A 26,651-nucleotide genomic window follows, 5' to 3' on the forward strand; every position below is an offset into this window, starting at 1 on the left:
ATCGCGCCCTCGGTGATGCACACTTCCGAACGGTACGCACGCAGCGGAAGGCGGACATATGCAAGACGTGAGAGTCATCGGGGTGGAAGCCGGAGCGCTTCTGCTCGCGACCGACCAGGGAGCCGAGTTCCGGCTCGCCGTGACCTCGACCCTCCCCGGTCAGGTGCGGCAGGCGAACCCGGACGGAACACCGCAGAAGCGCGTGTCCCCGAAGGACGTCCAGGCGAAGATCCGCGGCGGGTTCAGCGCCGAGCAGGTCGCCGAGGTCATGGACGTCGAGGTCGACTACGTGCGCCGGTTCGAGGGACCGGTCCTCGCTGAGCGCTCCTTCATGCTCGACGCCGCGCAGCGCGTGCCCGTCACGCCGCGTCGCGCAGCCCGCCTCGGCGAGGGTGCCCGCGCGAGCGACGAGGCCATGCCGATGACGTTCGGCGAGGCCATCGGGGACCGCCTGACCGCTGGCGACGCCGCTGACGTCCGCTGGTCGAGCTGGAAGCACCCGGAGAACGGCTGGCAGGTCCAGGTCGCGTTCCTCGCCGACGAGGTCGAGCACACCGCACAGTGGAAGTTCGACCAGAAGACGTCGACGCTCGTCGCCGAGAACGGCGACGCGCACCGCCTGTCGCACGACGACGATGACGAGGGTCTGACCCCGCGACTCCGAGCCGTCGAACTCGGACCCGACGACACCGACTCGACACGGTTCGACTCGGGGGCCTTCCGCGTCGACGGACCCGAGGACGGCGAGCGGACCGAGCGCGCGCTCGACCCGGAGCTCCCCACCGAACGCCAGTTCCTGCGTGCACCGCTCCCCCGCATCGGCACCGCCGCGATCGAGGACCGCGAACCCGGCAACGAGACGGCGGACCTCCTGGAGGCCCTCCGACGTCGACGGGGCGAGCGCGAGTCCGTCACGCTCAGCGAGCAGGGCTCCGACGGCGCGATGACGAGCGACCGGATCGACGGCCGCCGCGGATCCGTCACGGTCGTGGACATCCCGCTCGACATGGGCGAGGACGACGACGACCTGGAGCGCGACCGTGCGGACGCACGTCCGACGGCGGTCCCGGACGCCGAGCAGTCCGGTCAGGAGAGCCGCTCCGAGCGGAAGAAGCGGGCGCGGCGGTCGATGCCGAGCTGGGACGAGATCGTGTTCGGTACGCGTTCGGACGACGACCTGGTCTGAGTCCAGGCGCTGCCTGACCCGACCGGGATCAGGCGGCGAACGCACCCGCGAGGACGAGCGGGACGAAGGTCTCCTCGTCGGACAGTCCGCCGTGCTGGCCGATCATCCGCTTCGGCTCACCACGCAGGTCACGATCGTCGTTGAACGCCCACGATCCCCGCGCGACGATGACGACGTCGCCGATGCGCGGCAGCACGGCGTCGTCCACGGCGCCGAACCACCCCGCGTCGACCGCCTCGGCCCGGCTCGCCACCCAGGCACGTCTGCCGAGCCACGTCCGCCAGGCGGTCACCTGCTCGGCCGTGTCCGTGCCGGGTGCGAGCGTCAGCTGGCGGCACCGGGGATCGCCGGCCACACCCACGACCGGTTCCAGCAGCGCTGCGTCGAGGGACACGTTCGACGTATCCGGGACGTCGAGGATGCCGTGGTCCGCCGTGACGAGCACGCCGACGTCCGCCGGCACCGCGGCCGCGAGGCGTGCGAGTTCCGCGTCGAGGACCTCGAGGGTGCCCGTCCACCGGTCCGAGCGCCACCCGTGCTTGTGCGCGATGCTGTCGAGCTCGGGCACGTAGAGGTAGACGAGCGACTGCGACGCCCCGGAGACCTCGGCGACCGCGGCGTCGACTCGGGCAGCGATGCTGTCGGCGTCCACGTAGGTCCCGCCGCCGAGCACCTCCTGCGTCATCCCGGAGGAGTGGTACCTCGCCGGACCGACCGTCCGCGCCGCGACCCCGGAACGCTCCGCGGCCGTGAACAGCGTCGGCCGGAGCAGCCACCCCGCGGGGACCTGGTCGTCCCATCCGCCGAGCAGGTTGATCACGGTGCCCGAGGCCGGCTCGTACCCGCTGTAGCCGACGACGCCGTGCTGCCCGGGGTCGGCGCCCGTCGTCAGCGTCGTGATGGCGGCCGCGGTCGTCGTCGGGAACCCGCTCCGCAGCCGACGCCGCGAGGCCGCGAGGAACCGGGCGTGGCCTGCGCTCGCGGCGAGGGCGCTCGCACCGAGGCCGTCGACCAGCACGACGATCGCCGAGCGGACGGGACGAAGGGTGATCCGTGCCTCCCGGCCGAGCGCAGCGACCGCGAGGTCGACGTGACCCATCGCGGTCAGGCAACCCGGCAGGACGTCGGCGAGGTTCGCGGTGTCGACCGGCACGGTCGGTACGATCGAGGGCATCGAGCACAGTCTTCCAGAAAGGTGCCATGGCACGCACGGACACAGTCGGCCTCCCCGACGGTGAGCGCATCGAGGACGTCGACGTCTCCGAGGAGATGCAGGGATCGTTCCTCGAGTACGCGTACTCGGTCATCTACTCCAGGGCACTGCCGGACGCCCGAGACGGCCTGAAGCCCGTCCAGCGACGCATCCTCTACCAGATGTCCGAGATGGGGCTCCGGCCGGACCGCGGACACGTCAAGTCGGCCCGCGTCACGGGCGAGGTGATGGGCAAGCTCCACCCGCACGGCGACGGCGCGATCTACGACGCGCTCGTCCGCCTCGCGCAGGACTTCACGATGCGCGTGCCACTCGTCGACGGGCACGGCAACTTCGGGTCGCTCGACGACGGACCCGCCGCCGCGCGGTACACCGAGGCACGCCTGGCTGAGCCGTCGATGGCGATGACCGAGGGCCTCGGCGAGGACGTCGTCGACTTCGTGCCGAACTACGACGCCCAGCTCATGCAGCCGGGTGTGCTGCCCGCGGCGTTCCCGAACCTGCTCGTCAACGGCGCCTCCGGGATCGCGGTCGGCATGGCCACGAACATGGCACCGCACAACCTCGGCGAGGTCATCGAGGCGGCGAAGCACCTCCTCCAGCACCCCGACGCGACGCTCGAGGAGCTCATGGAGTTCGTGCCGGGGCCAGACCTGCCGTCCGGCGGCACCATCGTCGGGCTCTCCGGCGTCCGCGATGCGTACACGACCGGGCGTGGGACGTTCCGCACCCGAGCGAAGGTCAGCGTCGAGAGCATCACACCCCGGAAGTCCGGGCTCGTGGTGACGGAGCTGCCGTACCTCGTCGGCCCGGAGCGGATCATCGAGAAGATCAAGGACGGCGTCCAGAACAAGAAGCTGTCCGGCATCTCGGACGTCAACGACCTCACGGACCGGAACCACGGGCTGCAGCTCGTGATCGGCATCAAGACCGGCTTCAACCCCTCCGCGGTGCTCGAGCAGCTGTACAAGCACACCCCGCTCGAGGACGGCTTCGGCATCAACAACGTCGCACTCGTCGACGGCAGACCCCAGACGCTCGGGCTCAAGGAGCTCCTCGAGGTCTACGTCGCGCACCGCCTGTCCGTGGTGACCCGGCGTTCCCAGTACCGGCTCGCCCGCCGGCGTGAGCGACTGCACCTCGTCGAGGGGCTGCTCATCGCGATCCTCGACATCGACGAGGTCATCGAGGTCATCCGCTCGTCCGACGACTCGGACGCGGCTCGCCGTCGGCTCATGGAGGTGTTCGACCTCTCCGAGCTCCAGGCCGAGTACATCCTCGAGCTCCGGCTCCGCCGCCTCACCAAGTTCTCCCGGATGGAGCTCGAGGGCGAGCGCGACGAACTCCTGCGAGCCATCGCGGCGCTCGAGGAGCTCCTGTCCTCGGACGCGCGCCTCCGGACCCAGGTCGCGACCGAGCTGACCGACGTGTCGGACCGCTTCGCGACACCGCGGCGAACCCTGCTCACCGAGGCCGATGCCCCCGTCCGCGGTGGCAGGAAGGCCGCCGTGGAGCTGGAGATCGTGGACGCGCCGACCCGGGTGCTCCTGTCGACGACGGGCCGCATGGTCCGGGTCGACGTCGCAGCGGTCACGGACGGGTCCGACCGGGTCGCGCGCACGCCCCGGCGTTCCAAGCACGACGCCGTCCGGTCCGCTGTGGCGACCACCGTGCGGGCCTCCGTCGGGGCGCTGACGAACCGGGGGCGCGTCGTCCGGTTCTCCCCCGTCGACGTCCCCGCGGTCCCGCCCGCGTCCGTCCGGCTCGATGCCGGGGTCCGGGTCCGCGACTACCTCGGGCTGCCGTCCGGCGAGACCGTCGTCGCGCTCGTCGACCTCGAGTCGGAGCACTCGCTCGCGATCGGCACGAAGCAGGGAGTCGTCAAGCGCGTCGTCGCACGATCCTGGCCGGACAAGCCCGACGTCGTCGCGATCGGTCTGAAGGACCTGGGGCCGAAGGACCGCGACGAGGTCATCGGCGCCACACAGGGCCCGGAGACCGACGACGTCGTGTTCATCACCTCGAACGCGCAGTTGCTCCGCTTCCCCGCTGCCGGGGTCCGTCCGCAGGGGCTCCCGGCCGGCGGGGTCGCGGGTGTCGCTCTCGCCGGGGGTGCGTCCGCGATCTGGTTCGGCACCGTCGCACCCGGCACCGACGTCGTGGTCACCACCGTGTCGGTGTCGTCGTCGACGCTCGTCGGCACCGACCCCGGGCGGGCGAAGGTGTCGGCACTCTCCGAGTTCCCCGCGAAGGGTCGGGCCACGATGGGCGTCCGGGCGCACGCGTTCCTGAAGGGCGAGGACGCGCTCTCCGTCGCCTGGGCGGGCATCGCTCCCCCGCATGCGGTCGGGCCCGACGGCGCGGCTCGGACGCTGCCGGACTGGCTGTCGAAGCGCGACGGCTCCGGGAGTCCGCTCGAGAACCTCGTCGGGAGCATCGGCGCAGCGCCGTCGGCCTCGACGCTGCACGTGCCGGACGCCGAGCCGGGGGCGGACGGCGACACCCCGGCGGCCCTGGAGTAGCGCGACCGACCGGGCTCTCGGGCGCGGCAGCCCGGGGCCTGCCGCGAGAAGTGCCCAACTGTCGGGTGCAGGAACCGACCCGACAGTTGGCCACTTCTCACGCGCCGGCGGAGGGCGCGCACGGGCCGACCGCGCTCCGGCGGACGGCGCGCCCGGCCCGCGCTACGTGTCGATGCGGTTCTGGTCGAGGCCCTGCCCCGCGAGGATGAACTCCTTGCGCGGCGCCACGTCGTTCCCCATCAGGAGCTCGAACACCCGCGCCGCGTTCTCGGCATCGGACACCCGGACCCGACGGAGCGTCCGATGCGCACGGTCCATGGTCGTCTCCGCGAGCTGGTCGGCGTCCATCTCCCCGAGGCCCTTGTACCGCTGGATCGGCTCCTGGTACTTCTTGCCGGCCTTGTCGAGCTTCTTCAGCACGGCCTGCAGCTCCTGCTCCGAGTACGTGTAGATCATGTCGTTCGGCTTGCCACGGTTGATCGCGATGACCCGGTGCAGCGGCGGGACCGCGGCGAACACCCGGCCCTCCTCGATCATCGGACGCATGTACCGGAAGAACAGGGTCAGGAGCAGGGTCCGGATGTGCGCGCCGTCGACATCGGCGTCGCTCATGATGATGATCTTGCCGTAGCGGGCCTGGTCGAGCTCGAACGACCGACCGGAACCCGCGCCGATGACCTGGATGATCGAAGCGCACTCGGCGTTGCTGAGCATGTCGCTCACGGACGCCTTCTGGACGTTGAGGATCTTCCCGCGGATCGGCAGCAGTGCCTGGTACTCACTCGTCCGCGCGAGCTTCGCGGTGCCGAGCGCCGAGTCGCCCTCGACGATGAACAGCTCGGTCGACGCGACGTCGTTCGAGCGACAGTCCGCGAGCTTCGTGGGGAGCGATGAGTTCTCGAGCGCGTTCTTCCGCCGCTGCGTCTCCTTGTGCGCCCGCGCCGAGATCCGGGACTTCATCTCCGCGACGACCTTCTCGAGGAGGGTCGCCGACTGCGCCTTCTCGGTCCGCTGCGTCGACGTGAGGATCTCGGTGAGCCGCGCCGAGACCACGTTCGCGACGATCTGCCGGACCGCCGGCGTCCCGAGGATCTCTTTCGTCTGCCCCTCGAACTGCGGCTCCGGGAGGCGGACGGTCAGCACGGCCGTCATCCCGGCGAGCACGTCGTCCTTGTCGATCTTGTCGGTGCCGACCTTGAGCTTCCGGGCGTTCGCGTCGACCTGTGCACGGACGGCCTTCATGATGCCGGTCTCGAAGCCGGTCTGGTGCGTGCCGCCCTTCGGCGTCGCGATGATGTTGACGAAGCTCCGGAACACCGTCTCGTAGCCGCCACCCCATCGGAGCGCGAGGTCCACCTCGCACGACCGCTCGACCTCGGTGGACACCATGTGCCCCTTGTCGTCGAGCACCGGCACCGTCTCGGTGAAGGTCCCGGTCCCCTGGATCCGCCAGACGTCGGTGATCGCGGTGTCGGGGGCGAGGTGCTCGACGAACTCGCTGATCCCGCCGTCGTACCGGAACCGCTCGACGACCGGCCCTCCGGGAGTCGTCGGCGCAACCGCTGTGCCGAGCGCCTCGGGCCCGGTCGCGCCGTCCTCCGCCTCGATCTGGCCCGTCGCGTCGTCCGCGTCCCCACCATCGGACGGGAGGCCCGTGGCGGCCCCGCCCCGTCCCTCCAGTCCGAGCGCGGCCACGGACCGCGCAGCCGCAGCGATCGACGCGGTGCGGTCGTCGGTGATCGTGATGCCGAGCCCGGGGACCAGGAACGCCGTCTGCCTGGCGCGGTTCGTCAGACCGTCGATGCTGAAGGCGGCGTCCTTCGTGAAGATCTGGCGGTCGGCCCAGTAGCGGATGCGCGACCCGGTGACGCCCCGCTTGACCTTGCCGACCACGCGGAGCTCGCTCCCCGAGGTGAACGGCGCGAACGGCGCGTCCGGACCGATGCCGTCGGCGTCGTCGAACACACCGGGCTCCCCGCGGTGGAACGACATGGCGTACGTCTTGCCGCCGCGGTCGACCTCGACGTCGAGGCGCTCGGACAGGGCGTTCACGACGGACGCACCGACCCCGTGCAGGCCACCAGACGCGGCGTAGGAACCCGACCCGAACTTGCCGCCGGCGTGGAGCTTCGTGAAGACGACCTCGACCCCGGTGAGGCCGGTCTTCGGCTCGATGTCCACCGGGATCCCACGGCCGGTGTCCCCGACCTCGACCGAGCCGTCGTCGTGCAGGCGGACCGTGATCTCGTCGCCGTTGCCCGAGAGCGCCTCGTCGACGGAGTTGTCGATGATCTCCCAGAGGCAGTGCATGAGTCCACGCGAGTCGGTGGACCCGATGTACATGCCCGGACGCTTGCGCACGGCCTCGAGGCCCTCGAGCACGGAGAGGTGGCGGGCGGAATAGTCGGAACTCACCTCCCGAGCGTAACGAGCCGGGCTGACAGCGCCGGGGTGCCACCCCGTGTGAGAGCCGCCCGAGCGCATCGGGGCACGACGGGGCACGTCGGGGCACGACGCCGACGCGTCGCCGAGGCTGTGAGCACCCCGGGACTGGGGGCACCGAGTCCGCGCTGAGCGAAACGGGTCGCTCACGATGCACGGTTCCCAGCCACGGCGTGTTCAAATGGTGGACACCACCACCGGCACCGCCTCCGATCACTGAGGAGCACAGCAATGACCCAGACCGTGCAGGACCTCTCCATCGACGAAACCAGCAGCAACCAGCTCTCCGCAGCAGACCGCTGCGACAGCTGCGGTGCGCAGGCCTACATCCGCGCCACCATGGCCAGCGGCGAGCTGTTCTTCTGTGCACACCACGGTGCCCAGTTCAAGGACAAGCTCGCGGCGACCGCCATCGAGTGGCACGACGAGACGAGCAAGCTGTACAACGACGCACGCTGAGCGTCTGCGCGACATCAGGCGGCCGGGTCCCTTCGGGGCCCGGCCGCTTCGTCGTTGCGGGAAGCGGACACCCTGCCGAACGGGTTCTGTACCGGTCTGGAGGCACGACCCGACCGGTCTGGAGGCGCGACCCGCCCTTGCCAGAGCAGGCCGCGCCTCCAGGCTGGTCCGGTCCGCACTCGCGGGCGGGAGGCGTCAGATGCGCTTGAAGGCCTTGTCGACGTAGCGCTCGATCGTGGCGCGCGCCTTGGCCGCGTACTCGTCCACGGTGCGGGTGCGTGCCGCGTCAGGCAGGTAGTCGACGCCGAGTCGTGCCGTCGCCGCACGGAGCACCGCATCGGTCAGGTGGGGGTTCAGCGGGAGGAGCGGCCCCTGGGTGTGGGTGCCGAACGACACACCGGCGACCGATCCCTCGGTCGAGGACCCGTCCTGATTGCCACCGCCCGAGACGACGTCCGCGAAGACCGCCGACGCGTCCGCGTTCTCGATGCGGGTGGCGTGGTCCTCGAACCCGGCGACCCGACGAGCATCGCCGAGGCCCGGGTACCGCGACTCGAGCAGGAAGTAGTTGACCCGACGCTCGGCGCCCCGGATCGCCCGTGCGTCGAACACCCCGAAGCCCGTGACGGGGGCACCATCGCTCGGGACCACCTCGTTCGTGGCGAGGTCGTATCCGCCGCCGAGTGCGACGACGGGCACCCCGTCGTCGCGCATCGCGCGGAGGGCCGGCGCGATCCGTGCGGGATCGGTGCCGAGCGAGCGCATCGCGCTCAGCGGGCCGTTGCCGATCACGACGACGTCCGCGCCCGCAGGAACCGCGTCACCGGGTGCGTAGGTCAGCACCTCGGTCGGCAGATCCGCCGCGGCCGCGCGCGCCACGATGGCCGTCACGTTGCCACGGTCCCCGGACACGCCGAGCTGCCGTGGGTACACGTGCAGGATCCTCAGCCGATCGGCGCTCATGCCGTCTTCTCCAGATCGGGGTGGCCGAGGGCCTTCCGCGCGATCATCATGATCTCGTAGTTGACGATGAAGTTCTTCGTGCCGCGGTCGGTCCGCCCCAGTTCCTGCATCGCCCGGATCGCCTTCTCGACGTCAGGCTCGACGAGGCCGATGCGCACACCGGCGTGCTCGAGTGCGAGCGCGATCTGCCATGCCTTGTCCCCGGACACGACGTCGACGTGGTCGAGACCGGAGAAGTCGATGTCGTAGATCCACGAGATGTCCGGCGTGCCCTCGTCGATCGCCATGAGCACCTGCTCGGGCGCGGTGTCGAACGCATCGAGGTTCAGCTGCAGGCTCGCGGCGTTCTTGAACATCGTGAACTCGGCCGACTCGTCGCCGATCGGCAGACGCTCACCGCGGCCGTACGCCGGTTTCATGCTGCGGAACGCGTCCGTCACCGAGGCTGCGCGGAACTGGTCGCCCAGTGCAGCACTCGCCGTGGCGGCTGCGGCGGCGGCGTCCACCGCGTAGTGCAGACCCCTGGCCGGGAGCCGCACGGGGATGTCCGTGCCGCCGAACCGGATGACCGCTCCGTCGCCGCGGTGTTCGACGATCTCGGCGTCCGCCGCGGTGGTGGGCGGGGTGTCGGTGTCGGCCGTCCGGTCAGGGCCGGCGAAGTCGTCCGCGTTCTGCAGGCCGTTCGGTGCGGCCGAGACGATCGCGGCGCTCGCACCGAAGCGCAGCACCCGCTGACCGGCGGAACCGACGTACGCGTCGAGGAACTGGTCGTCGTGGTTGGTGACGACGTTCGCGGTGCTCGTCGCCGCAGTGTCGAGCATCATCGTCGCCACGCGTTCGGTCTCGAAGAACCGGTACAGCTGGTCCACCTGGACGTTCAGCATCGTGACCGTCGAGGGGTGCAGGATCCCGGAGAGCTCGACCGCGAACGCCTCGTCGACCTCGAGGATGCCGATGTCGGCCTTGAGCCTGCCGGTGAGCCCGACCTCGGACAGCAGCGCCGACGCGATCCCCTGCGGCAGGTTCGCGCCGGACGGGTTGGTGAACACCCGGAGTCCGTGCGCCCGCATGATGTCGGAGATCATGTGGGTCGTCGTCGACTTGCCGTTGGAGCCGAGCACGAAGACGATCCCGTTCGGGAACTGCTTCGTGACGTGCTGCAGGAAGTCCGGCACGAGCTTCATGACGATGTAGCCCGGGTACGCGGATCCCCCGCCCCTCGCTCGTGCAAGGGCGCGGAGGACCCGCCCGATCAGGATCGGGACGATGAAACGCATGCCGGCTTACTCGAGGTAGTCGCGGAGCGACTGCGAGCGTGACGGGTGGCGCAGCTTGGCCATGGTCTTCGACTCGATCTGGCGGATGCGCTCACGCGTCACGCCGAACGTGTCACCGATCTGGTCGAGGGTCTTCGGCATGCCGTCCCCGAGGCCGAAACGCATCCGGATGACCCCGGCCTCACGCTCGGACAGGGAGTCGAGCAGGCTCTCGAGCTGCTTCTGGAGCATCGTGAAGCCGACCGCGTCCGCCGGCACGACGGCCTCGGTGTCCTCGATGAGGTCACCGAACTCGCTGTCGCCGTCCTCGCCGAGCGGGGTGTGCAGCGAGATCGGCTCGCGACCGTACTTCTGGACCTCGACGACCTTCTCGGGCGTCATGTCGAGCTCGCGCGCCAGCTCTTCCGGCGTGGGCTCGCGACCGAGGTCCTGCAGCATCTGACGCTGGACACGAGCGAGCTTGTTGATGACCTCGACCATGTGCACCGGGATGCGGATCGTGCGCGCCTGGTCGGCCATGGCACGCGTGATCGCCTGGCGGATCCACCACGTCGCGTACGTGGAGAACTTGAAGCCCTTCGTGTAGTCGAACTTCTCGACGGCACGGATGAGACCGAGGTTGCCCTCCTGGATCAGGTCCAGGAACTGCATGCCACGGCCGGTGTAGCGCTTGGCGAGGGAGACCACGAGGCGGAGGTTCGCACCGAGCAGGTGCGACTTGGCACGCTGACCGTCGCGCGCGACCCACTTGAGCTCGCGCTCCTCCTGCTTGGAGAGGCCCGTCACGTGGGAGAGCTTGTCCTCGGCGAAGAGCCCGGCCTCGATGCGCATCGCGAGCTCGACCTCCTCTGCGGCGTTGAGGAGGGCGACCTTGCCGATCTGCTTCAGGTAGTCCTTGACCGGGTCGGCCGTGGCGCCCGTGATGGTCGTCGAGTAGACCGGGACCTCGTCGTCGTCCGCCTGGGAGATGACGAGCGCGCCGGCGGCCACAGCGGCTGCGGCGTCGGGCTTGGTGTCTGCGGAGTCGTCCGCGTCGTCGCTGTCGTCCGCATCGACGGGTTCGACGGGCGTCTCGTCCTCGTCGGTGTCGTCGGACTTCTTGCCGCGGGTCGCCTTCTTGACGGGGGCGGCCTTGGCGGTGGCCGTCTTGGCGGCGGTCTTCCGCGGTGCGGCCTTCTTCGGTGCGGCCTTCTTCGTGGCGGCACTGTCCGTGGGGGATGCCTCAGCCGTGCTCGTGGCAGCTGTGCTCGTGGCAGCTGTACTTGTGTCCGTCTCGGCGGACGAAGCCTGCTGTGCCGTGGTGTCCTTGGTGGGATCGATCGTCGTGCTCCGGGCAGCCATTGCGATCACCTCTCTGGTCGTGTCACCTTCTCGGGGAGTGACGCCCCTGCGGATCCGGCCCCCACGTCACCGGATCCGATCGGCCGGGGTTCGGTCGATCGGGTGTTCCGGGCAGCATGAGGACCCATGTCAAGTCCCTGCGATCGGCGCGGTCGAATGACCGGTAGATACACGGGGCCCGAACGGGTCCATGGTCCATTATTGCACGTCTTGCTGCGACCACGTGCACCGCGGCCACATCCGCCACCGTCGAGGTGCACCGACCGGCTCCACGACGGACCGACGCCGCGGCCGACCGGGTCGCCGATGGCACCCGGTTCCGTCCGTGACACCTGCTTCCGGACTGGAGGATCGTCACCTGCCCGCCCCGTCGTCGCAGCACGCCGGATGCGCGCGCGGGTCCCGCGACTCGACGGGTGCGGCGGTCGTGCACCGCGCCTCCCGTCCGGATCGTGTTCCGTGACCGGCACGGGTCCGCGCCGCGGTCCGCCCGTGGGCTCAGTCGCCGTCGTCCGCGCCGCGGTCCGCCAGGAACCGCTCCAGCTCCGCGGCGATGGCGTCCGCCGTCGGCACCTGGCCGTCGACTCCGGTGAGCGGTGACGCGATCGGGTTGCCCGCCATGTAGGTGTCGTGGCGTTCCTCGAGCGCGGACACCAGGTTGCCGAGCTCCTCGTTCCCGCCCACCTGCTCGTCGACGCGGGCGAGGAAGTCGCGGCCCTCTTCCCGCAGCTGATCGGTCGGGAAGATCAGACCGGTGGCAGCGGCGACACCCGAGAGCGCCGCGACCGCAGCGTCCGGGTACTCGGTGTCCGAGAGGTAGTGCGGCACGAGGAGCACCAACCCGGTGACCTCACGCCCCTCCTCACTGAGGCGGTGCTCCACGAGGTGCAGCACGTTCGCCGGGGCCTGGGTCTGCGGCTTCCACACGCTCATCGACTCGACGAGGTCCGGCCGCGTCCCGCTGACGGTGATGCCGATGGGGCGCGTGTGCGGGACGGGCATCGGGATCGACTGGATCCACGTGGTGTCGGCGACCTGGAGGTCCTCCGCCAGGTCCACGACGGCCGCGACGAAGCGGTTCCACTGGAAGTCGGGCTCGTACCCGGAGAGGAAGAGGAAGGGCTGCCCGAGCTCGTCGTGCACGATCCGGAGGGTGAGCCGTGCCGGGGCGACCTCGCTGATGTGGTCGCGGTCGAACGTGATCACCGGGCGACGCGCTCGGTAGTCCAGCAGGATGTCCGGGTCGAACTCCGCGACGAGCGTGGTGTCCGACGCTCCGAGGAGTGACTCGGTGACCTGCGCGACCGCTCCCCCGGCGTCGGCGAACCCCGTCAGTGCCGCCACCAGGTGCAGCCCCGGAGGCGTCTCGGAGGCCGCGGCATCGAGTGCGTAGAGGTCGTCGGGATGGTTCATCGTTGCAATGCTAGGCGAGCGCGCACGGCCGGAGGCGCCACGGGGTCGCGCCGACAGCGAACACACGCTGGATAGGCTTGCCGCATGGTCCGACCGACGCTCAACACCTCCACCGACCGCCCCTCCGCCATCGAGGCCGACGTCCTCGTCCTCGGGGTCCGCCCCGGTGTCGACGGGGCACCCGCGACCGTCGCCGACCCCGCCCTCGGGGACGATCTCGGCATCGGTGACCTCGGCCTGGAGGACCTCGACCTCGCCGCCCTCGGCGCGAAGGGCGCGAAGGACCAGCTCGTGCGGATCCCGGCACCGGGGATCGCCGCGCGCAGCATCGCGCTCGTCGGGCTCGGTCCCGGCACCGACGCCGCGACCATGCGGAGCGCCGCCGGCAGTGCGGTCCGCCAGCTGTCCGACGCGGCGTCGATCGTGTTCGCGCTCCCCCTCGACTCCGCCGAGCTGGTCGACGCAGCCCTCGAGGGTGCCGCGCTCGGCTCCTACAGCTTCACCCGGCACCGGGGCACCGGCACCACCGGACCGGCCCGTGGCGACCAGCGGATCACCCTCCTGACCCGAACGGACGCGTCTCGGATGACGGGTACCTCCGGGACCCCGGACGCCGGCGGTGCCGCAGGCGCGGCTGACGCGGTCGGCGTCGGCGCGGCTGCCGCGGTCGGCGTCGGCGCGGCAGTCCGGCCGATGATCGTCGCCGACGCCGTCGCGCTCGTCCGCGACCTCGTCAACACCGCCGCCGCCGACATGGCGCCGGAGGACGTCGCGGCCGCCGCGGTGGACGCCGCCGTCGGGTTGCCGCTCACGGTCGAGGTCCTCGATGAGGCCGCACTCGAGGAACAGGGGTTCGGCGGCATCATCGGCGTCGGACGCGGCTCGGTCCGGCCTCCCCGTCTCGTGGTCGTCCGCTACGCACCGGAGGCCGCGACGAAGCACCTCGCGCTCGTCGGCAAGGGCATCACGTTCGACTCCGGCGGGCTGTCGCTGAAGCCCGCTGCGTCGATGAACGGCATGAAGGACGACATGACGGGTGCGGCCACGGTCCTCGCCGCGACGGTCGCCGCCGCCCGGCTCGGTCTCGACGTCCGCGTCACGGCATGGCTCTGCCTCGCCGAGAACATGCCGTCCGGGTCCGCGACCCGGCCCGGTGACGTCCTGACACTCAAGAACGGAAAGACCGTCGAGGTCACGAACACCGACGCCGAGGGCCGTCTCGTCCTCGGGGACGGTCTCGTCGCCGCATCGCTCGAACAGCCGGACGCGATCGTCGACGTCGCGACGCTCACCGGGGCACAGGTCGTCGCACTCGGTGACCGCACGACCGGGCTGATGGGCTCTGACGCGCTCGTCGACCAGGTGCGCACGGTCGCTGCGTCCGTCGCGGAGCTCGTCTGGCCGATGCCCCTCCCCGAGGAACTCGACGCCAGGCTCGCGAGCGAGGTTGCCGACATGGTGAACGCGACCCCGGGAGCGCCCGCCGCCGGGATGCTGCTCGCGGGCAAGTTCCTCGAGCGCTACGTGGGTGTCGACGCCCAGGGGGCCACGATCCCCTGGGCGCACCTCGACATCGCCGGACCGTCCGAGAACAAGGGCGGCGGGTACGGATGGCTCGGCAAGGGTCCGACCGGTGTCATGACGCGGACACTCATCGCACTCGCAGAAGAGCTCCAGTCCAAGTAGTAGGGTCGAGCAGGCGAGTGCGATCGACACGATCCCTCGCCGAGACACTGACGGGACGGGACCGGAACCAGGTGGTCCGACCGTCGGACGTCGCGGACCGTGTCGTCCGAGACAGTGACGTCCACGAGGACCCGATCGGTCCTGAAACGCACGAGGGAGTTGCACCAGGTGACGGAACAGACCTATGACGTCGTGGTCCTCGGAGGCGGGAGCGGTGGCTACGCCGCAGCCCTCCGGGCCGCCGAACTCGGGATGAGCGTCGCGCTCGTCGAGGGCGACAAGCTCGGCGGGACGTGTCTGCACCGCGGGTGCATCCCCACGAAGGCGCTGCTGCATGCCGCGGAGATCGCCGACGGCGCGCGGGACGCTGCGAAGTACGGCGTGATGGCCGAACTCACCGGGATCGACATGCCGAAGGTCATCGAGTACCGCGAAGGCATCGTCAGCTCCAAGTACAAGGGCCTGCAGGGGCTCATCAAGGCCCGCAAGATCGACGTCATCGAGGGCTGGGGTCGACTGACCTCCCCGACGACAGTCCAGGTCGGCGACCGCACGGTCACCGGCGGCAAGGTCGTGCTGGCGACCGGGTCGACGTCGAGGAGCCTCCCGGGGCTCGAGATCGGCGGTCGGGTCATCACCTCCGAGACCGCACTGCAGATGGACTACGTGCCGAACAAGGTCGCGATCCTCGGCGGTGGCGTGATCGGGGTCGAGTTCGCCAGCGTCTGGAAGTCGTTCGGGGTCGACGTCACGATCATCGAGGCGCTCCCCCACCTCGTCCCGAACGAGGACGAGTCGATGTCCAAGCAGCTCGAGCGCGCCTTCCGCAAGCGCGGCATCGAGTTCTCGCTCGGTGTCCGGTTCCAGGGTGTCGAGCAGTCCGACAACGGTGTGCACATCACGCTCGAGGACGGCAAGACCTACGACGCCGACATCCTGCTCGTCGCGGTCGGCCGCGGCCCCGTGACGCAGAACCTCGGGTACGAAGAGGTCGGCATCACGCTCGACCGCGGCTTCGTGATCACGGACGAGCGTCTCGCGACGAACATCCCCGGCGTCTACGCCGTCGGCGACATCGTCCCCGGACTGCAGCTCGCACACCGCGGGTTCCAGCAGGGGATCTTCGTGGCCGAAGAGATCGCCGGGCTCTCGCCGGTCATCGTCGAGGACAAGAACATCCCCAAGGTCACCTACTCCGACCCTGAGGTCGCGTCGGTCGGTCTCTCGCAGGCCAAGGCCGAGGCCGAGTACGGCGCCGACAAGGTCGATTCCTACGACTACAGCCTCGCAGGCAATGGCAAGAGCCACATCATCGGTACCGCGGGGTCCATCAAGGTCGTCCGTGTCATCGACGGCCCGGTCGTCGGCGTGCACATGATCGGCGCCCGCGTCGGTGAGCTCATCGGCGAAGCGCAGCTGGCCGTCAACTGGGAGGCATACCCGGAGGACATCGCGCCGCTGGTCCACGCGCACCCGACGCAGAACGAGGCACTCGGCGAGGCCTTCCTGCACCTGGCGGGCAAGCCGCTCCACGCGCTCTGATCCTGCACCGGATCGAACCGCGCGGATGAGCTCGCGCACCACCGACACCACCACCCCGAACACATCCTGCGAATAGGAGCCCACCTGATGAGCGAATCCGTCAACCTCCCGGCGCTCGGCGAGAGCGTCACCGAGGGCACGGTGACCCGATGGCTGAAGAACGTCGGGGACCGCGTCGAGGTCGACGAGCCGCTGCTCGAGGTCTCGACCGACAAGGTCGACACTGAGATCCCCTCCCCCGTCGCCGGCGTGATCGAGGAGATCCTGGTCGCCGAGGACGAGACCGTCGAGGTCGGGACCGCCCTCGTCAAGATCGGCGACGGCTCCGACCAGGGCGGCTCGTCCGAGCCCGAGGCCCCCGCCGAGCAGGACGAGGCCCCGGCCGAGCAGTCCGTGTCGTCCGACGACGAGAATGCCGCTGTCGCGGACGCAGAGGAGCCCGAGGCGGCTCCGAGCACCGAGCAGAACGAAGAGACACCGGCACCGGCACCGGCTGCTCCGTCGGCGCCCGCCGCTCAGCCGATGCCGGCTGCGCAGCAGGCCCCGGCGGCACCGCCCGCCGCGGCTCCGGCTCCGGCCGCCGCACCGGTTCCGCCGCCGCCTGTCGCTGCTCCCGCAGCGGCCCCTGCTGCGGCTGCACCCGCGGCAGCCTCGGCCCCGGCGTCGGCACCGTCCGCGACCGTCCCGAACCCCACGACCAGCGCAGCGGTCTCCGGGTACGTCACGCCGCTCGTCCGGAAGCTCGCGAACGAGAAGGGCGTCGACCTGTCGTCCGTCACCGGCTCCGGCGTCGGGGGGCGCATCCGCAAGGAGGACGTGCTCGAGGCCGCCGACAAGGCTGCCTCGGCGAGCACCCCTGCGTCGACGCCCGCGTCCGCCACGAGCGGACCGTTCGTCGCCGAGGTCTCGGCGCTCCGTGGGACGCGCGAGAAGATGTCCCGCCTGCGCAAGGTCGTCGCCGAGCGTGCCGTGCAGTCCATGCAGTCGACCGCGCAGCTGACCAGTGTCGTCGAGGTGGACGTGACGAAGGTCGCCCAGTTCCGCGACGCACACAAGGCCGAGTTCCAGGAGAAGACCGGAGCGAAGCTCAGCTTCTTGCCGTTCTTCGCACTTGCCGCTTCGGAGGCGCTCAAGGCCCACCCGAAGCTGAACGCGACGGTCGACGGCGACGAGATCGTGTACCCGCCGAGCGAGAACCTCGCGATCGCGGTCGACACCGAACGTGGTCTGCTCACCCCGGTCATCCGTGACGCGGCCGAGCTCGACCTCGCGGGGTTCGCGACGAACATCGCCGACCTCGCCGGACGGACGCGGGACAACCAGCTGAAGCCCGACGAGCTCTCGGGCGGTACGTTCACGCTGACCAACACCGGCTCGCGCGGCGCACTGTTCGACACACCGGTCGTGTTCCTGCCGCAGTCCGCGATCCTCGGCACCGGCATTGTGTTCAAGAAGCCCGCGGTGGTCAAGGTCGACGGACAGGAGGCGATCGCGATCCGTTCGTCGGTCTACCTCGCGCTGTCCTACGACCACCGGATCATCGACGGTGCCGACGCGGCTCGGTACCTGGTCGCCGTGAAGAACCGTCTCGAGGAAGGGAACTTCGGCCCGAACCTCGGGTACTGACGCTCCCACTCCTGAGTCAGGGACAGCGGTGATGCCGCTCGACCCGACTCCGGCAGCCCCGGACCTCATCTCGAGGTCCGGGGCTGCTTCCGTGTCGGCGTCCGGTCTTCCGAGCAGCAGGAGCATGGCAGCGATCGCGCTGCCAGCGACGATGAGCCCGGTCAGCGCCTGCCGCGCGGGGATCCGGCGCCCGCCGAGCACGGGGATCCCCGATGCCGAGATGTCGGCGAGGGCCGCCGCGATGCTCCCGACGATCGCAGAGCCGCGCCCGGTGGTCGCGGAACCACCCCCGGGGCGCGGTGTCCCGCCCGGCGCTGCTCCGGTCCCCGCCGTCGTGCGCGGCCCCGCCGAGGCACGCGGCCCAGCGGCCGCACGCACCCGGCTCGCCCTGCCGGTTCCGACCATGGCGCCCGCCCCGGCGGACGGGTCAGCAGACACACCCCACGGGCCCCCGCTCGACGCGCTCGGCCAGCGGACCGGTCTCGGCGGTCCCGCCCCGATGACCGCACGTTCGAGGTCGTCGAGCTCCGGCGCGCTGACCGGCCCGCGGTCCGCGCTCCCACGCACGTCGTCGAGCAGTTCCAGCACGGTCGACACCGCCGCGTCCTGCGCATCGGCGCGGTCCCAGACGACCCGGCACACGGTCAAGACCGTCCGGATCGGGTCGGTCGCCGTCCTGCCCGCCGAGCACGCTCCCCCGGGAGGCGTGTCGACGACCAGGACCGCGCCGTCCGGTCGGACGACGACGCCGTCGATGTCGAGGGCCCCGAACAGCACCGATCCGTCGAGCACCGAGCGCACCAGACCGAGGAGCGGGATCGTGAGCGTCACCGCCACCCCGGAGGACAGCGACCCGAGCCGGTCGAGCGCCTCGACCATGGGCAGTCCCGTGACCTCGGACAGGCGGACGCTCGGCAGGTCGTCGTCCGCCCTGCGGACCTTCGCGACGGCGACCACGTGCGGCGAAGGCGCGGCGCCCCGCGCGAGCGTCCACTCCACGAAGGCATCGACGTCCTCTGTCCGCTCGCAGCGCGTCCACGGGTGTTGCCCGTCCGGTTCCGTGTCCATGGCGACGAGTGTCGCGGAGCCGCACCGGGCCTCCAGTCCGACTCGTGCCACCTGTGGACAGCGCGCCGACTCAGGACGATGTGGACGGCGGGAGAACGGCGTGTGACGGCAGCTCATCCACAGGCCCCTGACCGGAGGCGCCCGGAGGGGCGCACAGGACGTATCCTTGGTGGCATGGCACGTAGCAAGACTTCCGAGACCACGGCGAAGGAGCCCGGGCGCCTCAAGCAGATGTACCAGGTCTTCACCATGACCCGGCGCGAAGACCCGACCTCGATCGGGTGGTTCGCACTCGCGTTCGGTGTGCCGGTGATCGCCGGAGTCCTCCTCGCACTGCTCCTCCCGAACCAGAGCATCTTCGGTGTGGTGCTGTGGATCGTGGCGGGCGTCATGCTCGGTGTGCTCCTGTTCCTCATCGTGCTCGGCCGTCTCGCCGAGCGCGCCGCGTACTCGCAGATCGCGGGACAACCGGGAGCCGTCGGCGCTGTGCTGAAGAACTCCCTGCGTCGTACCTGGCGCTCGAGCGAGATGCCCGTCGCGGTCCACGGCAAGTCGCAGTCGGCGATCTACCGTGCGGTCGGGACGCCCGGTGTCGTGCTCATCACCGAGGGGCACGCGAGCAACCTCACGCGACTCCTCGAGGAGGAGAAGCGCAAGGTGCACCGGATCGTGCCGAACGTCGCGATCAACACCGTCGCCGTCGGTGACGAGAAGGCGCAGCTCACGCTCCACAAGCTCCCCCGCGCCATGAACAAGTTCAAGAAGACGCTCAACCGCAACGAGGTACTGGCCGTCTCCAACCGGCTCGACTCGCTGACCCAGAACCCGGCCGCGGCGATCCCGAAGGGCATGGACCCGATGCGTGCTCGTGCCGGACGTCCGCGCTGATCCACGTTCGTCAATGACGAATGCCCCCTGCCGATCGGCAGGGGGCATTCGTGTGTCGGGGTCGGTGTCGGGCCGGGATCGGGTCGGGATCGGTCCCATGAGACGTGCCGAACTGTCGGGTGGGAGACTCGACCCGACACTTCGGCACGTCTCAACCGCCCCGCGCGCCGCTCCGCGCCGCATCCCGCGCCGCGCGTCAGCGTCGGACGAGCACCGTCCCGGCCGCGCGATCGTGCAGCCCGCGCTGGTCCTGGTCGTAGATAACGGCCGGGATGACGACGCACAGCAGCACCGTCCGGACGATCGGCCGCACGACCCCGATGTACCCGCCGCGCACCGGCACGACGCGGAGCCCGACGCACACGTGCCCGAACGACCCGCTCAGCAGTGCCAGGAACACGATCTGCAGCACGGCGAAGACCGCAAGCGTCACGAACCCGCCGTTCCGCGTGCCGTACTGCCCGATGAGCACGCAGAGCACGGTGGCGATCGCCCAGTCGATGGCGATGGCACCGACCCGCCGGCCGACCCGACCGACGCTCCGAGGTCCGTTCGCGGGGAGCCCGAGGTCTTTGCCCGGCCACTCCGCAGAGGACGGTCCTGGCGGGGTTGCGGGGCGCGACGGCATGGTGCAAGGGTAGTTGACACGTGCCGTGTAACACGCCGGAAACACAGCAGTCACGTCCGGGAAACCGCGTGTCAATAGCCTCGTCAGAGGTAGCCTCCTGGTTCCCTCCCACCACGCACCAATAGGAGAACGACCACATGTTCAGTGATTCCAGCGAGGTGCTCGCGTTCATCAAGGACACCGATGTCAAGTTCCTCGACATCCGGTTCACGGACCTCCCCGGGGTCCAGCAGCACTTCAACATCCCGGCATCGACCGTCGACGAGGAGTTCTTCTCCGTCGGCCAGCTGTTCGACGGCTCCTCGATCCGCGGGTTCGCCTCCATCCACGAGTCCGACATGCAGCTCATCCCGGACGTGACCACGGCGTACGTCGACCCGTTCCGCGCCGAGCGCACGCTGATCATGATCTTCGACATCTACAACCCGCGGAACGGTGAGATCTACACGCGCGACCCGCGCCAGGTCGCGAAGAAGGCCGAGAAGTACCTCGCTTCCACCGGCATCGCGGACACCGCGTTCTTCGCGCCCGAGGCCGAGTTCTACATCTTCGACGACGTGCGCTACGAGGTGAAGCAGAACTCGAGCTTCTACGAGGTCGACTCCGAAGAGGGCGCATGGAACACCGGTCGCCACGAGGAGGGCGGGAACCTCGCCAACAAGACCGCGTACAAGGGTGGCTACTTCCCCGTCTCGCCGGTCGACAAGACCGCCGACCTCCGCGACGACATCTCGCTGAAGCTGATCGACTCCGGCCTCGAGCTGGAGCGCGCGCACCACGAGGTCGGCACCGGTGGTCAGCAGGAGATCAACTACCGCTTCGACACGATGGTCCACGCGGCGGACGACATCCTCAAGTTCAAGTACATCGTCAAGAACACCGCGGAGCAGTGGGGCAAGGTCGCGACCTTCATGCCGAAGCCGCTCTTCGGTGACAACGGCTCCGGCATGCACACCCACCAGTCGCTCTGGAACGGCAGCGAGCCGCTCTTCTACGACGAGAACGGCTACGGCGGACTGTCCGACCTCGCCCGCTGGTACATCGGTGGGCTGCTCAAGCACGCCCCGGCGATCCTCGCGTTCACGAACCCGTCGATCAACTCCTACCACCGGCTCATCCCGGGGTTTGAGGCGCCCGTGAACCTCGTGTACTCGGCCGGCAACCGCTCCGCTGCGATCCGCATCCCGATCACCGGCACGAACCCCAAGGCCAAGCGCATCGAGTTCCGTGTGCCGGACGCCGCCTCGAACCCGTACCTGGCCTTCGCCGCGCAGATGATGGCGGGCCTCGACGGGATCCAGAACCGCATCGAGCCGCACGAGCCCGTCGACAAGGACCTCTACGAGCTCCCCCCGGAGGAGGCGAAGAACATCCCGCAGGTCCCCGCGTCGCTGCAGGACGCCCTCGCCGCACTCGAGGCAGACCACGAGTTCCTGCTCAAGGGCAACGTCTTCACCGAGGACCTCGTCCGCACCTGGATCGACTACAAGTGGGAGAAGGAGATCCTGCCGTTCGCGCAGCGTCCCCACCCGTTCGAGTTCGAGCTGTACTTCGGCGTCTGAGTCACAGCACCACGACGAGGGCCCCGCATCCATCGGATGCGGGGCCCTCGCCCGTTGTGGGCGACCGTCGGTCGTGTGTCGGGCCGTACCGGACTGGAGGGACGGTGCCAGGCTGCACCGTCCCTCCAGTCCGGTGGGTGGGGACCCCGGAACGCTCGGTTGGCCGCTTCTCGCAGGGAGATGTGTCTGCGAGAAGCGGCCAACCTGGTGTTTTGCGGAGGGGGCGGAGGAGGGGGGGCTAGCGGCTCGTGACCATCAGGTCGTTCGTGCCGGCGGCGACGCTCAGTGGCGCACCCGTGACCGGCGTCACCCGGCCGAGCGAACGCACCGTCCACCCTGCCGCGACCCAGCGGTCGACCGGGATGCAGTTGCGCGCGTCGATGACGACCGGGCGGCCGACGATCGAGCCGAGCGCGACCGGATCCGCGGCGATGATCTCGTCCCACTCGGTGAGCACGAGGACCATGTCCGCGCCGTCGATCGCACCCTCCATGCTGTCCGCGTACGTCAGCGTCGGGAAGCTGCGCTTGGCGGTCTCCATCGCCTCCGGGTCCCACAGCGACACCTGGGCACCGCGGAGGTGCAGCGCTGCCGCCACGTTGAGCGCCGGCGAGTCGCGGACATCGTCGGTGAGCGGCTTGAAGGCGGCGCCGATGACCGCGATCCGGCGGTTCAGGACGGATCCCTGCGCGGCTTCGATCGCCATGTCGATGACCCGCTGCCGCTGGCCCATGTTGATCTCGTCCACCTGCTGCATGAGCCCGACGACGCGCTGCGCGCCGAGCTCGGTCGAGCGGTGCATGAGCGCGCGGATGTCCTTCGGCAGGCAGCCACCCCCGAACCCGAGGCCGGCGTTCAGGAACTTCCGACCGATGCGGGCGTCGTGGCCGAGTGCATCCGCCAGCGTGCTGACGTCGGCGCCGGCGATGTCGCACAGCTCGGAGATCGCGTTGATGAACGAGATCTTCGTCGCGAGGAACGCGTTCGCGCTCACCTTGACGAGCTCCGCCGTGGCGAGGTCCGTCGAGATCACCGGGGTGCCGGTCGACAGCGGTTCGGCGTAGACCTCGCGGATGATCGCATCCGCCGCGGGCGACGCACCGCCCCAGACCAGGCGGTCCGGGCGGAGCGTGTCCTCGACGGCCTTGCCCTCGCGGAGGAACTCCGGGTTCCAGATCAGCTCGACGTCGATGCCCTGCGGTGCGAATTCGGCGACGAGCGTCCGGAGACGGTTCGCCGTGCCGACCGGCACCGTCGACTTGCCGACGATGAGGCCCGGGTGCGTCAGGTTCTCGGCGACGTTCCGTGTGGCGGTCTCGACGTAGGTGAGGTTCGCCGCGTGCGACCCGGCTCGCTGCGGGGTGCCGACGCAGATGAAGTGCACGTCGCTCGCGGCCACGGCCTCGGCGATGTCGGAGGTGAACCGGAGCCGGCCGGTCTCGACGTGCTTCGTGATGAGCTCCGGGAGCCCCGGCTCGAAGAACGGGACCTTGCCGGCGGCCAGGGCGGCGAGCTTCGCGGGGTCGACGTCCACCCCGATCGTGTCGAATCCCATCTCGGCCATGGCGGCCGCGTGGGTGGCGCCGAGGTATCCGGTGCCGATGACGCTGATGCGGGGTGCCGGGCGTGTGTCCGCGGACTGCGTGTCGTTCGTCATTGCGTGACCTCCTGCAGGTCGAAGTCGGTGTCGGTGCGCTTGATGCCGGTGGAGAACGCCGCGAGGGAGTCCGGCCGGGAGTTGAGACGCCAGTCGTTCGTGCTCCGGACGCCGTCGACGTAGGTCGTCGCCGTCTCGCTGAAGTACGCGAACCCGATGACGTCGCGGTTCTCCGGCGCTGCGAGCGAGTCGAAGAGCGAGGTCATCCACTTCGCCTTCTGCCCCGTCCCGCCGGTCTCGGTCGCACCGATCTCGGCGAGGAAGATCGGCTTCGTCCCGGTGGTGTGCGGGAGCGCCCGGAGCTGGGCGAGCGTTGCGGCGAAGGTCGTCGCGAACGTCGGCGGCGTGGTGGACTTCCGGTAGTAGCCGCTCATGCCGACCCAGTCGACGTAGGCGTCACCCGGGTAGTTGTTGTCCATGTGCGCCTGCGTGAGCTTCGGCGAGCTGGCCTTCGGGGAGAGGTCGTCGATGCGCGTCGGCGACCAGTCCCAGATCACGTAGTCGTTCGCGCCCTCGTCCTGGAAGATCGTGTGCACGTACTTCCACATCGCGGCGTAGCTGCCCTTGGCGTTCGGGTAGCTCCCGTCCGGGGCCTGCGCGTCCTCGGACCAGTTGTACCAGGAGCCGTTCATCTCGTGGTCGAACCGGAGCACCATGGGCTGGCCGTTGGCGGCGATCGCGTCCGCGTAGCTCTTGATGTAGGCGCCGAACTTCGCGGGGTCCATGATGTCGGCGTTCGTGTAGCCCTCGATGTACGGCGCATCGTTCCCGGAGAGCGCCGGCGTGGTCTCCCACGTCATCACCGGGAGCCGACCGTTCGCCCAGGAGCGCTGCACGGCGCTCGCGTTGAACGCCTGGTCAAAGCCCTGGAAGTACCCGGTCATGTTGGTCGCGGTGCCGACCTGCTGGGAGACCTGGTCGTACTCGGCCCAGTTGAACGGTGACTGCGCCGTGTAGAGGCCGTACCAGCGCGACTGCTGCGCGAGGACCTCGGCCTTGGTCGGTGCCGCCGGGGTGACCGTGGTCGGCTCCTTCGACGGTCCCGAGGTCCCGGATGCGGCGGGCTTGGTGCTCACCGCATGTGCACCGCCCTGACCCGAGCCTCCGGAACCCGAGCCCCCGGAGCCCGCGGCTGATGCCTTGGCGCCGGTCGCCGACGCCGCTGCCGCCGTCGCCTGTCCGAGCGATGCCTGTGCGGACTGGAGCTGCTGCTGCAGCTTCGCGATCTGGTCGGCCCGCGAGGAGCCCGAGGCGTTGGCCGACTGCAGCTGCCCCTCGAGCTTCCAGATCTGCTTCTGCGCGGCGTCGAGCCGGTTCTGCAGGGCGTCGGCCGAGGCGGCCTTCCGCGCCGTCTTCTCGGCGGCGGTGTCCACCCCGAGCGCGTGGTGGACAGCGGTGCTGACCGGGTTGGACGGTGACGCCCACACCGTCCAGGTGATGAGGGAGAGGGCGATGACGATCGCGGCGGTGCCGAGAGCGGTGCGCTTGGCGTGCGTGCTCGACGGGGCCCACCACGAGCCGCTGTGGGTGGAATCAGACAATGGTGAGTGCCTCCAGGGCGAAGATCGCGATGCCGATGACGTACGGGATCATCGCGTAGGGGTTGAGACGCCTGGCCGGTGCGGCGGCCGCCTTGCGCGAGATGCGGGTCTCCCGGGTGGCCTCACGACGCGTCGCGAGGACGGTCGTGGTCGCGCTGCGCTCCAGCGCACCAGACGCAGGTGCTGCTGGCCCAGGCGCGGCGGAGCGGGGTTCGGCGAACGCGAACATGCGCTCGAACTCCTCGTCCACGGACTCGGCGCGCACCTCGTCGATGCGGTCGATCGGGCTGACGGGCACGCCGTCCATGCCGAGCGCCGGCGATGCCGGCTCCGTCTCCATCGGTCCGCCGGCGTACGCACCCGCACGGGTGCCCCAGCCGCTGGCGTGGGCGAGCCGGAAGAAGCCGAGGAGGCGGATCGGCATGAGGAAGAACGTCGAGACGATGATGAACATCGGCAGTCGGAAGAAGTCCGACGGCTTCTCGGAGAGGTGTCGCATCTGCCGGACCGCCATGCTGAGCACGCTCGAGACCACCATCAGGGCGGCGACGTACACGAACCCCGTCGAGAAGCCGTACTGGTGCAGGATCCCCTCGTAGAGGTTCTGACCCTGGCCGGTGAACGCCCGGTAGACCCAGCCCGCGATCACGCCGAAGAGCATGAACGGCAGGATGATGTCGGTGATGAAGAACGCGGCGAGGACCGGCGCGTGGCCGAGCATCCAGGGCAGCATCCGCAGCGTGTTGTACTGCGATCCACGGGCCCAGCGGAGCTGCTGCTTGAACAGCTTCTTCACTTCGAGCGGCGCGTCGGTGTACACCAGGGACGTGTACTGGTAGACGGTCCGGTAGCCCTCCTTGAGCGTCAGGTTCGTCAGCGTCCGGTCATCGGACACCTCGAGGAACACGCCCATGAACTTCTCCGTCATGAACTTGTGCATGACGCGCATGAGGATGCTGCGTCGGAACGCGATCGTCCGCCCGGGCAGGCAGCCGATCTGGCCGAGCACGCTCTGCGCGGGCATCGAGTAGAGGGCCCGGGAGTTCTCGAGCCAGTCCGCCCAGCGGGTCATCCAGCTGCGCTCCGGCTCGAGGATCCGCTGCCGGGTGGTCACACCGCCCACCGACTCGTCGGCGAACGGCTTGACGAGCTCCTCGAGGGCACCGGGCGTCCACACCGTGTCCGAGTCGACGAGGATCGTGATGTCACCGGTGGAGAGCTCGGTGCCGATCTTGACGGCGTTGCGCTTGCCGGGGATCGGCGTGTGGGTCCACGTCACGAGCGGCGCGAACTCCTCGCACACCTCGACGAGACCCGCGTTGGGCTTGCCGTTGATGACGACGATGATCTCGCCGGGGCCCTGCTCGACCATGCGGCCGATCACGTCGCGGAAGAGGTCGAGCGGTTCGTCGACGACCGGGACCACGACGCTCGTCGTGCCCGTGTAGGTGCCCGTGAAGGGGCGGTAGCGCGAGGAGATGACGACCTTGACGATCCAGAGCACCCAGATGATCGCCGAGTACACGGTGAACAGGTAGAACTCCGGATGACCGTCGACCATCGTGCGGATTTGGAGAATGAAAGTGAACATCGATCCCTGCTTCAACGTTCGAGGGGGAGATTCCACGCCATCGGGA

At 69.8% G+C, this 26,651-nt stretch carries 19 protein-coding genes; 9 read left to right on the forward strand and 10 right to left on the reverse strand.

Annotation, left to right across the window (positions count from 1 at the left end; translation table 11 throughout):
• The first annotated feature begins 58 nt into the window (after nt 1–58).
• On the forward strand, nt 59–1,186 hold the full coding sequence (sepH, locus tag ASF23_RS01955; protein ID WP_082473708.1) for a septation protein SepH: 1,128 nt from the start codon (nt 59–61) through the stop codon (nt 1,184–1,186).
• A gap of 28 nt (nt 1,187–1,214) precedes the next feature.
• On the opposite strand, the gene ASF23_RS01960 is transcribed toward sepH, so the two are convergent.
• Nucleotides 1,215–2,360 (reverse strand): alkaline phosphatase family protein, encoded by a 1,146-nt coding sequence (locus ASF23_RS01960; RefSeq protein ID WP_055948108.1) that lies wholly within the window; start codon nt 2,358–2,360, stop codon nt 1,215–1,217.
• Between the two features lie 26 nt (nt 2,361–2,386).
• On the opposite strand from ASF23_RS01960, the gene ASF23_RS01965 reads away from it, so the two are divergent.
• The gene (locus ASF23_RS01965; protein WP_055948111.1) at nt 2,387–4,921 is read left to right on the forward strand and encodes a DNA gyrase/topoisomerase IV subunit A; all 2,535 of its coding nucleotides are present in this window, start codon (nt 2,387–2,389) and stop codon (nt 4,919–4,921) included.
• A 162-nt stretch (nt 4,922–5,083) separates the two neighbouring features.
• Here the strand turns inward: ASF23_RS01965 and ASF23_RS01970 are convergent, their stop codons facing one another.
• Nucleotides 5,084–7,336, reverse strand: coding sequence for a DNA gyrase/topoisomerase IV subunit B (locus ASF23_RS01970; RefSeq protein WP_055948114.1), 2,253 nt, complete (start codon nt 7,334–7,336; stop codon nt 5,084–5,086).
• 258 nt (nt 7,337–7,594) lie between these two features.
• Between ASF23_RS01970 and ASF23_RS01975 the strand changes: the two genes are divergently transcribed.
• Entirely contained in the window at nt 7,595–7,822 is a 228-nt protein-coding gene (locus tag ASF23_RS01975; RefSeq protein ID WP_055948117.1) for a DUF7455 domain-containing protein, read from the forward strand.
• Between the two features lie 195 nt (nt 7,823–8,017).
• Here the strand turns inward: ASF23_RS01975 and ASF23_RS01980 are convergent, their stop codons facing one another.
• The 4 genes from ASF23_RS01980 to ASF23_RS01995 all read right to left on the reverse strand — a co-directional run bounded on the left by ASF23_RS01980 (nt 8,018) and on the right by ASF23_RS01995 (nt 12,816).
• On the reverse strand, nt 8,018–8,785 hold the full coding sequence (locus ASF23_RS01980; RefSeq protein WP_055948120.1) for a type 1 glutamine amidotransferase: 768 nt from the start codon (nt 8,783–8,785) through the stop codon (nt 8,018–8,020).
• Nucleotides 8,782–10,062: a MurT ligase domain-containing protein gene (locus ASF23_RS01985; RefSeq protein WP_055948123.1), complete on the reverse strand. Its 1,281-nt coding sequence runs from the start codon at nt 10,060–10,062 to the stop codon at nt 8,782–8,784. Before ASF23_RS01985 ends, ASF23_RS01980 begins: the two co-directional genes overlap by 4 nt.
• A gap of 6 nt (nt 10,063–10,068) precedes the next feature.
• Entirely contained in the window at nt 10,069–11,403 is a 1,335-nt protein-coding gene (locus tag ASF23_RS01990; RefSeq protein ID WP_055948126.1) for an RNA polymerase sigma factor, read from the reverse strand.
• Nucleotides 11,404–11,901: 498 nt separating this feature from the next.
• A complete protein-coding gene (locus ASF23_RS01995) occupies nt 11,902–12,816 on the reverse strand; it encodes a proteasome assembly chaperone family protein (protein ID WP_055948129.1) in 915 nt (304 codons plus the stop codon).
• An 84-nt stretch (nt 12,817–12,900) separates the two neighbouring features.
• Between ASF23_RS01995 and ASF23_RS02000 the strand changes: the two genes are divergently transcribed.
• The 5 genes from ASF23_RS02000 to ASF23_RS02020 all read left to right on the forward strand — a co-directional run bounded on the left by ASF23_RS02000 (nt 12,901) and on the right by ASF23_RS02020 (nt 19,626).
• Nucleotides 12,901–14,502, forward strand: a complete 1,602-nt coding sequence (locus ASF23_RS02000; RefSeq protein ID WP_055948131.1) for a leucyl aminopeptidase — start codon at nt 12,901–12,903, stop codon at nt 14,500–14,502.
• A gap of 168 nt (nt 14,503–14,670) precedes the next feature.
• Nucleotides 14,671–16,044, forward strand: coding sequence for a dihydrolipoyl dehydrogenase (lpdA, locus tag ASF23_RS02005; protein ID WP_055948137.1), 1,374 nt, complete (start codon nt 14,671–14,673; stop codon nt 16,042–16,044).
• 87 nt (nt 16,045–16,131) lie between these two features.
• Entirely contained in the window at nt 16,132–17,670 is a 1,539-nt protein-coding gene (sucB, locus tag ASF23_RS02010) for a 2-oxoglutarate dehydrogenase, E2 component, dihydrolipoamide succinyltransferase (RefSeq protein ID WP_055948139.1), read from the forward strand.
• Between the two features lie 124 nt (nt 17,671–17,794).
• Nucleotides 17,795–18,844, forward strand: a complete 1,050-nt coding sequence (locus ASF23_RS02015; RefSeq protein WP_055948142.1) for a hypothetical protein — start codon at nt 17,795–17,797, stop codon at nt 18,842–18,844.
• 68 nt (nt 18,845–18,912) lie between these two features.
• Nucleotides 18,913–19,626, forward strand: coding sequence for a DUF4191 domain-containing protein (locus tag ASF23_RS02020; RefSeq protein ID WP_055948145.1), 714 nt, complete (start codon nt 18,913–18,915; stop codon nt 19,624–19,626).
• A gap of 196 nt (nt 19,627–19,822) precedes the next feature.
• On the opposite strand, the gene ASF23_RS02025 is transcribed toward ASF23_RS02020, so the two are convergent.
• Complete coding sequence (locus tag ASF23_RS02025; RefSeq protein ID WP_055948148.1) at nt 19,823–20,254, reverse strand: RDD family protein; 432 nt, start codon at nt 20,252–20,254, stop codon at nt 19,823–19,825.
• A 137-nt stretch (nt 20,255–20,391) separates the two neighbouring features.
• Here ASF23_RS02025 and glnA point away from each other — a divergent pair, with 137 nt between their 5' ends.
• A complete protein-coding gene (gene glnA / locus ASF23_RS02030; protein WP_055948151.1) occupies nt 20,392–21,816 on the forward strand; it encodes a type I glutamate--ammonia ligase in 1,425 nt (474 codons plus the stop codon).
• 238 nt (nt 21,817–22,054) lie between these two features.
• Here glnA and ASF23_RS02035 read toward each other — a convergent pair whose 3' ends face one another.
• The 3 genes from ASF23_RS02035 to ASF23_RS02045 are packed head-to-tail and all read right to left on the reverse strand — an operon-like array spanning nt 22,055 to nt 26,605.
• Nucleotides 22,055–23,473: a UDP-glucose dehydrogenase family protein gene (locus ASF23_RS02035; protein WP_055948155.1), complete on the reverse strand. Its 1,419-nt coding sequence runs from the start codon at nt 23,471–23,473 to the stop codon at nt 22,055–22,057.
• A complete protein-coding gene (locus ASF23_RS02040; protein WP_055948158.1) occupies nt 23,470–25,014 on the reverse strand; it encodes a glycoside hydrolase family 26 protein in 1,545 nt (514 codons plus the stop codon). The genes ASF23_RS02035 and ASF23_RS02040 overlap by 4 nt, the downstream gene beginning before the upstream one ends.
• Nucleotides 25,007–26,605, reverse strand: coding sequence for a glycosyltransferase family 2 protein (locus ASF23_RS02045; RefSeq protein WP_055948161.1), 1,599 nt, complete (start codon nt 26,603–26,605; stop codon nt 25,007–25,009). The genes ASF23_RS02040 and ASF23_RS02045 overlap by 8 nt, the downstream gene beginning before the upstream one ends.
• Between the last annotated feature and the right edge of the window lie 46 nt (nt 26,606–26,651).

It is taken from the genome of Curtobacterium sp. Leaf261 (assembly GCF_001422205.1).
In the GTDB taxonomy this organism is placed as follows: Bacteria; Actinomycetota; Actinomycetes; order Actinomycetales; family Microbacteriaceae; genus Curtobacterium.